The organism is Lentilactobacillus otakiensis DSM 19908 = JCM 15040 (assembly GCF_001434145.1).
In the GTDB taxonomy this organism is placed as follows: domain Bacteria; phylum Bacillota; class Bacilli; order Lactobacillales; family Lactobacillaceae; genus Lentilactobacillus; species Lentilactobacillus otakiensis.
In genome coordinates this window covers 1-3214 of record NZ_AZED01000016.1, presented here as the reverse complement: position 1 = coordinate 3214, position 3214 = coordinate 1, and the positions used below count along the sequence as shown (strand labels likewise).

General features: G+C 38.6%; 2 protein-coding genes and 1 pseudogene. 2 read left to right on the top strand and 1 reads right to left on the bottom strand.

The genetic code is table 11. The features are described from left to right. Nucleotides 1-203 precede the first annotated feature (203 nt). Both FD05_RS10730 and FD05_RS10725 read left to right on the top strand, forming a co-directional pair. A pseudogene (locus FD05_RS10730) lies at nucleotides 204-1058 on the top strand (IS3 family transposase); the annotation flags it as partial. Nucleotides 1059-1166: 108 nt separating this feature from the next. Then, entirely contained in the window at nucleotides 1167-2150 is a 984-nt protein-coding gene (locus FD05_RS10725) for a helveticin J family class III bacteriocin (protein WP_056938586.1), read from the top strand. A gap of 53 nt (nucleotides 2151-2203) precedes the next feature. Here FD05_RS10725 and FD05_RS10720 read toward each other — a convergent pair whose 3' ends face one another. Continuing rightward, nucleotides 2204-3016 carry a hypothetical protein gene (locus FD05_RS10720; RefSeq protein ID WP_020282186.1) on the bottom strand — a complete coding sequence of 271 codons (813 nt, stop codon included), beginning with the start codon at nucleotides 3014-3016 and terminating at the stop codon, nucleotides 2204-2206. Between the last annotated feature and the right edge of the window lie 198 nt (nucleotides 3017-3214).

The following is a 3214-nucleotide window of genomic DNA, read 5'->3' as shown; positions in this document are numbered from 1 at the left end:
CTGCTCAACTTGCCAGAGAATATGGCATTGGGTATTCCACTGTTCATAAGTGGATCTAGGCCCAAACTCAAAACAAGTCAGGTAAAGATTAAAGCAATGGAGAAACGCTTAGCTGCCTTATTCGACTTAAAAAAAGCCCTCGACTTCCTTGCGCAGAGATAACCGATATCTTTGATTATATCTAACAAGAAAGCCAAAATTACCAGGTACCTAAGATGCGTCGAGTCATCGGGGTTTCAAAAGCGCATTACTATCGCTATAAAGCCCACAAACCCTCAAAAAGAAGTCTGGAAGACAAAGATCTGAAACGGCGGATCTTCCGCATCTTCGTTGAGTTCAAGCAAAGATACGGGGTTATGAAGATCCAATATGAATTAAGTAAGGAACTTCAGCCCCTGCAGCGCCGCTGCAGTCCTCGCCGAGTCTCTCGACTCATGAAGGAAATGGATATTCACTCGATTATCATCAAGAAGTGGAAGGCCACCTCTTCCTCCAAACAAGCGATTAAACAGCGTCCCAATCTCCTTAAGCAGGATTTCTCCACCACCGGTTTAAATCAGAAGTGGACAACTGATATTACTTATATTCAGACTAAGCGTGATGGCTGGTGTTACTTATCAACCATCATGGATCTGCACTCGCGTCGGATTATCGGGTATTCATTTTCTAAAAAAATGGATACCAAGCTGATCATGAAGACACTTGAAAGCGCCGTTCAGAATCGGACAATTACTGAGAACCTCATCATTCACAGTGACTTAGGTACGCAGTACACCAGCGATGAGTATAACAAACGCTTAAATGAACTACATATCCGCCACTCATACAGCCGTAAAGGTTGTCCTTATGACAACGCCCCAATGGAATCCTTCCATGCTTCACTCAAAAAGGAATGTGTTTATCCAATTCCAGTTTTTGAAAATTATGAAGCGGCAGCTTCAGTCCTCTTTGAATATGTTCATTCCTTTTATAATAGGAAAAGAATTCATAGTTCACTCAGCTACCAGACCCCCTTACAGGTTGAAATCACAACGATTGCGAACCAGATGGCCGCATAATTTAATGCTTTCCATGGTTCAAATAAGTTATTAATCGAAATTAATGATTTATTTGAGCTGTGGAAGCTAAACGCGGTTCTTGATCTCTCTTAAAATCTGTCTCACGTATTGACTATAATCCAGAATTTAAAGGACAAGGTACATGCAGTCCAAACATTTTACGTTGGTACAAGTTATATTTATACTTTACAACGTCGGAGAAATGATAGTGACAACGAATTAAAAGATCTAACCTTTAGTCGATTACAAATCGAAAAGGACGCAAACGGGAAGCCCACTGGTAATGCCAATCAGGTTGAAGACCCAATGATTTTAGTGGGGTTCGGTCATTCACAAGTGTTACAGTACTTCACTCACGGCACTAACGCAACCCCATATTTTTGGATTGCTACTAGAGGATCCCAAACCAATAAGAATAATCCAAATTCTAAAAAGCCTGATTTAACTTATTGGCCGACTCAATTAGCAAGAGTTCAATATTCATCAGGAACAACACTGGAATATACTCAAGCAACTCGCTTAATTAGCCTTCGGTACGCAAGCAATCAGGGAACTTCAATTGGTAACGTTTTACGAGTGGAAGCGGCATTATCTAGTGATAAGTCGAAACTGCTTATCATGACAATCAACACCGACAATCCACGCAAAGCAAGTTTAACGGAATATAATAACAAGGAATTGAACAATGCATTGGATCAGGTTGCAGGAACTTCGAGCCCTACTTTAGGGTGTGATTCAAAAGCTGTAAAAGATGCTAGCACTGGTAAAGGATTAAAGCCAGGATTCAGCAGTAAAAGCATCTTTTCATTATCCTATTATGGGTCAATTCAAGGAACTGAATTAGCTGATAATGACGCAATTTATTTATCCGCTAGCAATACGGAAAGAGATGGTATTGCTTTAAGTAAAGTTGCCTGGGGGACAAAAGAACCAGTCCATAAGAAAGTTGATAATTCAAATTGGGTATCTGGTCAAACAGAAGATGAAGCCATTCAATTATCAGGTGATAATGTGCTGATTGGAATTACGATGTATCCAGGTGTATCAGTTGAGAACCGAATTTATCGGTTCCCTAAGTCCGCATTTAACTAAACTAAAAAGGATAACCACTCGCAATTTTGAAAAAAAGCGAGTGGTTATTCTTTTTAGTTTAGTGGCTTAGCAACAGTTACACCGGCATAATAACCATCGTCATATGAAAGAACCCCACCCTTTTGTCGATTGCTTTCATAATATATGCCGATCTGATAACCATTTAACGCTGACCGTTTTTGCGAATCATACCCTGCAGCATTAAAAGCTGATTTAATTGCTGATAGTTTTTCATTGGCAGAAGTTACCTTCCCACGAGGATTATAAAAAGCGTAATTAGCATTTTTATTGATAATCACATCCGTAAATTGTTTCTGAAAATCAGATAATGTCGATCCATAAGCAGTTAGTTGTGATAATTTTAATGAAAGCCGAGTACCAGGAAATAATTTCAAAACTTTTCGACTTAGGCTTTGAGAAGGTGACTGGTTAATGTAACGCTGATAGTCCTTATCATTTAAAAAGTAGTTAATATCAAGGCCGTTCCAAACTTTATAATTGGGATTATATCCCGGTTTTAAGTAACCGCGCCAAACATAGCCATAAAGATTTGAAGTCCCTTTAGGGGTTACACCTGCCACGTAGTAGTAAACAGCAGATTTGTTATGTTTACGTAAAATAACAGTCTTGGCACGTGTCCAAAAAGAGTTGGGATAGTTTTTAAGGTTGTGTAATTTTCTTGTGTGTTTAACATTCCAGAGATAAGCGTTTTGCTTAGGGTTCTTCGCGTGGAATGGCGTGCTGCTAGTATAATATTTTGTCTTCACAACCTGGTAGCCACTGTTAGCTTGTGCGGTAAAATTACCAGTGATTGGAAAAAATAAGGATGTTGCGAATGCTAATAAAACTATTCTTTTCCATTTCATAAAAATACCTCCTTTATCATCCCATCTAAGTATACTAAACTATTTGATTAATAGAAAAATATTGCGTAGTATCTAATTTGCCGGAAGACTTTAATGAGCTAAATATATTAACGAACGGTTTATATTTAATCGAGTGGATTCGATGGATGTAAGCTAGTTCCTGAGACAACTTTTAAGAGAGGGTATAATAAGTCAATC

Bases quoted from the DNA above. Each gene is read 5' to 3' on its own strand.
- FD05_RS10720 (WP_020282186.1), bottom strand. From the start codon at position 3,016: ATGAAATGGAAAAGAATAGTTTTATTAGCATTCGCAACATCCTTATTT.